Below are 4435 nucleotides of genomic sequence, written 5' to 3'. Positions count from 1 at the left end.
CGCAACGGCTGCCCGGCGGCCAGCGTGGCGGTCACCGCGAAGCCGGTGACCGCCACCACGGCCGCCAGCCAGCCGGCGAGCCGGGTACCGGCCGATCGACCGGCCGCCCCGACCGCGGTCGACGCCACCACCAGCGCACCCAGCCCGACCAGCGTCCCCGCCCGGGTGGCGAGGAGTCCGGCCAGCCCGGGCACGGTGAGCACCGCCCCCAGCGGCAGGGTCACCGGCCGCAGCGCCGGGCGCGCTGGGGCGAGCGCCGCGACCAGCAGCGCGGCCAGGCCGGTGCCGAACGCCACGGCCGGCACCACCGGCCAGGGCGCACCGGCCGCCGCCAGCAGCACCGGCAGGGCGACCGCGCCGAACGGCGACGCGGCCAGCCCGGCCGACCACCAGCCGGCGCGCGGACGACTCCGGCCCGGGGCGTCCGGCACCGCCCGGCGGCCCGAAGCCGCCGCGATCCAGGCGTACGCCGCGGCGGCGGCCGCGAGCAGCAGCAGCGCCAGCCCGGCGCGCAGCGCACCCGGTGCCGGCCCGACGGCAGGCGCCCCGGACCAGGGCCGGACCGGCAGGTTCCGCAGCACGCCGAGGATCGCCGGGGCGGCGGCGGCCAGCGCCAGCCCGGCCAACCCGGCGCCGACCACCCCCGGGGCGGTACGCGGCCGGGCACCCGCGCCGACGGCCAGCGCCAGCAGCACCCCCGAGGCGGCGTAGAGCGACACCGGTTCGTCACCCGGCAGGACCAGCGGCGTGGCCGCGACGGTGGCGAGTACGAGGGCGAAGCCGGTCGAGGCGTACCCGTGCAGGTCGGGCCAGTGTCGACGGACGGCGAGGACGGCGACCACCAGCACCGCGACGGCGGCGGACGCGCCCCGGAGCTGCCACCAGGACGGTGCACCGAAGCCGAGCAGCGCCACCGCCACCGCCGGCGGTACGGCGATCAGCGCCACGGCCAGCGCCACGCCCCCGACGACCGGCTGCACACCCGTGCCGGGCCGGCCCAGGGCCGCGGTCAGCACGCCGAGGGCGGCGATGACGGCGAACGCGGTGCCCGCCCCGGCCGGAGCGGCGCGGCCGACCAGCAGGGCGTGCCCGCACAGCACAGCGGCGGCGAGCGCGGGAACGACGACGGCCGGATACCGGCGGTTCGGCCGGCACGCCGCGGCGAGCAGCAGTGCGGTGGCCGCGACCAGGTCGAACGCCACCACCAGCGGCCACCGGGTGGCCGTGACGGCGGGCGCGGCCAGCACGGCCAGCGTGGCGGCGACCGCGCCCACGACCGGCCAACCCGCCCGGGGCACGTGCAGCGCCACCGCCCCGGCGGTGAGCGGGACGGCCACCACGAGCTGCCAGCCCCACGACCAGGCCGGCACGGGATCCGCCCCGGACCAGGCCGGAGACGAGGCGAGCGCGGTGGCCCCGCCGACCAGCGCGGCGCCGGCCACGACCACCTGGCCCAGCCCGACCGCGATCGCGAACGCCCCCACCCGCGGCCCGGTACGCAGGGGCTCCGGCAACGCCCGCACCGCCCCGGCCAGCCCGGCCACCACGAGTGCGGCGGCCAGCAACAGCAGTCCCGGTCGCAGCTCGGCGACCGGCCGGAGCAGCGCGGTGGCCAGCACCGGCACCAGCAGCCCGGCCGCGACCGCCCGGTACGTGCGACCGCCGGCCGCCAGCGCGCCGGCGAGCACGGCGAGCGCCACCAGCAGCAGCGGACCACCGGCCAGCAGCGGGGTGCCGGCCGCCCGCCCCAGGACCAGCGGCACCAGCGCGCAGCCGGCCGCGACGGCCAGCGCGAGCCCGTGCCCGATCCAGGCGAGCACCTGCCCGGCGAGCAGCGCCGCCGGCACCCCGCGCCGACCCGGCGGCCCGGCCGGGCCCCGGATCCCGTCGCCCACCCGCGACGCGATCCGGTTCCGCAGGACGACCACCACCACGAGGTCGCCCAGCGCCGACCCGGTGAGGACCGCCGCCCAGCCGGCGGCGGACGGCTCCGCCGCCGCCACCGCCAGAGGCAGGACCGGCTGCGCGGTCAGCAGCGCGGCGAACCACGGCACGGTGAGCCGGCTCAGCCGCGCGTACCCGGCCGCCACGGCCACGCCGATCCCCCCGACCAGCGCGGTGTACCGGCTCCCCGGCCAGCCGGCCACCCCGAACAGGTCCACCGACCAGGCGGCGTACCCGTCGAGCAGCACCAGCAGCAGCCCCACGGCGGCGAACGTCTCGGCGGTGCCGGGCAGCCCGCGCCGGCGGGCCACCAGCGGCGCGGCGAGGGCGAGCGCGGTGCAGGCGAGCAGGATCAGCGCCCGGCCGGCGACCCCGAACGCGGCCCAGGCGACCGCGGTGAAGACCACCGCCGCGGTGCCGAGCAGCAGTCCACCGAGGACGAAGAGGAGACCCTGCACGGCCCTGGTCGAGGTCTCCGCCCCGCCGGGTCCGGCGGCGGCCGGCAGCGGCGGCACGGGCCCGACCGGCGGCAGTGGTCCGACTGGTGGCACGGCCCCGACCGGCGGCACGGGCCCGACCGCCGCCGGCGCGACCGGGCGCGGCGGCGGGATCTCCAGCCGGATCCGGGCGCTCAGCTCCGCCCGGCGGACGCGGGCCCCGCCGAGCCGCTCAGCCAGCTGGTGGTACGCCAGCCGGGCCTGCTCCACCTGCGGGGCCAGCGTGGCGATCTCCCGGTCCAGCCGGATCACCTCGGCGGCCGGCGGGTACGGGGGGCGGCCGCAGCCGCGGCAGCCGGCGACGAGGTCGGCGGGAGCGCCGCAGCCGGGACAGGGGTAGCCGGTGTTCTCCACCGGACCAGCATCGACGCCGCCCGCAAGGCGGGACAGAGTAGCCGTACCTATGGCCGGGTCTGTTCGCGCACCCAGGCCGCGTAGTCGGGGTTGCCGCTCTCCACCCGGGCCACCAGGATCTCCGGCACCTCGTACGGGTGGCCGGCGCGGAGCTGGTCGACCAGGGCGTCCACCCGGTCCGGCACGGTCTTGAACTGCACCGACCACTCGCTGGTGGTCTCGATCGCGGACCGCCACCAGTAGGTGCTGTCCACCTGGCCGCCGACCTGGGCGCAGGCCGCCAGCCGGCCGGCGACGGCCGCCGCCGCGAGCACGTCCGCCACCTGGCGGGCGTCCACCACCGTCGTCACCACGCAGATCTGCTCCACGAGCGCACCCTACGCGGCGGACCGGCGGAAGTGGGTCAGCCGGCGGCCACCCCGTCGCGGTTGGCGGCGATCCACCGGTCGATCCGCGCCCACCAGTCGAAGAGCCAGTCGATGCGCTCCTGCTTGCCGGTGGGGATGTCCTCGGGCGGTACCGACCAGAAGCGCATCACGATCCGCTTGTCCATCGGCAGCTCCCGCCACACGTCGGTGACGGTGAGCATCCGGTCCAGCCCGGTGTGTGCCACGAAGACCACCCCGGCGTCCGGGGCGGCGTCCAGGGCGGCGAGCAGCCCGCCCGGCCGCGGGGCGAGCACGTGTTGCATCCGCTCGGCGCGCAGCGCCATCCGCTCCAGGCCGAGCGCGCGCAGCCGGGCGATGGCCCGCAGCCGCCGCTTCGGCGTGAAGTTGCCGCCCTCCGGGAAGATCACGAACGCGTCGTCGTCGTCCAGGTCGGTGGCGAGGTGGGCGATCTGCCGGACCGCCGGATCCCGGCCGTCCGGTCCGGGCGCCATGAACCGGTTGGGCAGCCGGTTGAGCATGACGTCGATCGCCGGGTCCCACTGGAGGCTCTCCTTGAGCACGATCCGGGGCTCCCGGTGGAACCAGTTCACCAGCGCGTGGATCAGGATGAACGAGTCACCGGGCCCGGCGTGCCGGCAGAGCACCAGCTCGGGGCGGCCAGGCAGCGCGGTGTCCGGGTCGGTGCCGACCACGTCGATCCGTAGCCGCAGCGCCCAGCGGGCCTGCCAGAACAGCACCTGGAGGAAGCGGCCGACGAGCAGGTAGTGCGCCCGCTGGAAGGCGGGCGAGCGCTTGTACGCCCCGAAGCCCGAGGCCAGCCAGAGCGCGAAGAGGGCGACCAGCGCGGCCGCGTCCCAGACCAGGTAGACGGTGCCGACCCAGAGCAGCCGCAGCGGCCGGAGCCGCCCCGGCACCAGCGGCGAGGCGGCCAGCGCGAGCAGCGCCCAGCCGGGCAGGGTGGCCAGGACGGCGACCGCGAGCAGCACCACGCCGGGTGCGAGCAGCAACCGGCGTACCCACCGCGGCGGCAGCGGCATCAGCGCTCCAGCTGGGAGTCCAGGTAGCGGCGCGAGGCGGTGTACGCGCGGCTGATCCGCCGCCCCACCGCCGCCATGTCGCGGTACGCCCACGGGCTGTCCTCCCGCGGCCCCGGGCCGCCGGTGGGGAGCACGTGCACCTCCACCCCCTCCGGCAGGGCCGCCATCTCGCGGGCGAACCGGTGCCGCCGGGCGATCTCGAAGGCCACCTGGG

Annotated in this window: 3 protein-coding genes and 1 pseudogene; all 4 read right to left on the bottom strand. The window is 78.3% G+C overall.

Going from position 1 to position 4435, the window contains the following annotated elements; genetic code table 11:
- Positions 1–2795: hypothetical protein (locus ONA70_RS34990; RefSeq protein WP_265010765.1), on the bottom strand; the 2795-nt coding region annotated here is incomplete at its 3' end.
- A gap of 47 nt (positions 2796–2842) precedes the next feature.
- A complete protein-coding gene (cutA, locus tag ONA70_RS34985) occupies positions 2843–3163 on the bottom strand; it encodes a divalent-cation tolerance protein CutA (RefSeq protein WP_265010764.1) in 321 nt (106 codons plus the stop codon).
- Positions 3164–3198: 35 nt separating this feature from the next.
- Complete coding sequence (locus ONA70_RS34980) at positions 3199–4221, bottom strand: 1-acyl-sn-glycerol-3-phosphate acyltransferase (RefSeq protein WP_265010763.1); 1023 nt, start codon at positions 4219–4221, stop codon at positions 3199–3201.
- Positions 4221–4435: pseudogene (locus ONA70_RS34975) on the bottom strand (patatin-like phospholipase family protein); the annotation flags it as partial. The pseudogene ONA70_RS34975 and the gene ONA70_RS34980, both read right to left, overlap by 1 nt.

The sequence above is a fragment of the Micromonospora yasonensis genome (genome assembly GCF_026013475.1).
GTDB classification, from domain to species: Bacteria; Actinomycetota; Actinomycetes; order Mycobacteriales; family Micromonosporaceae; genus Micromonospora; species Micromonospora yasonensis.
Note: the sequence above shows the minus strand (reverse complement) of the source record. Positions and strands in the feature narration are given on the sequence as shown.

Bases quoted from the DNA above. Each gene is read 5' to 3' on its own strand.
- ONA70_RS34980 (WP_265010763.1), bottom strand. From the start codon at position 4,221: ATGCCGCTGCCGCCGCGGTGGGTACGCCGGTTGCTGCTCGCACCCGGC.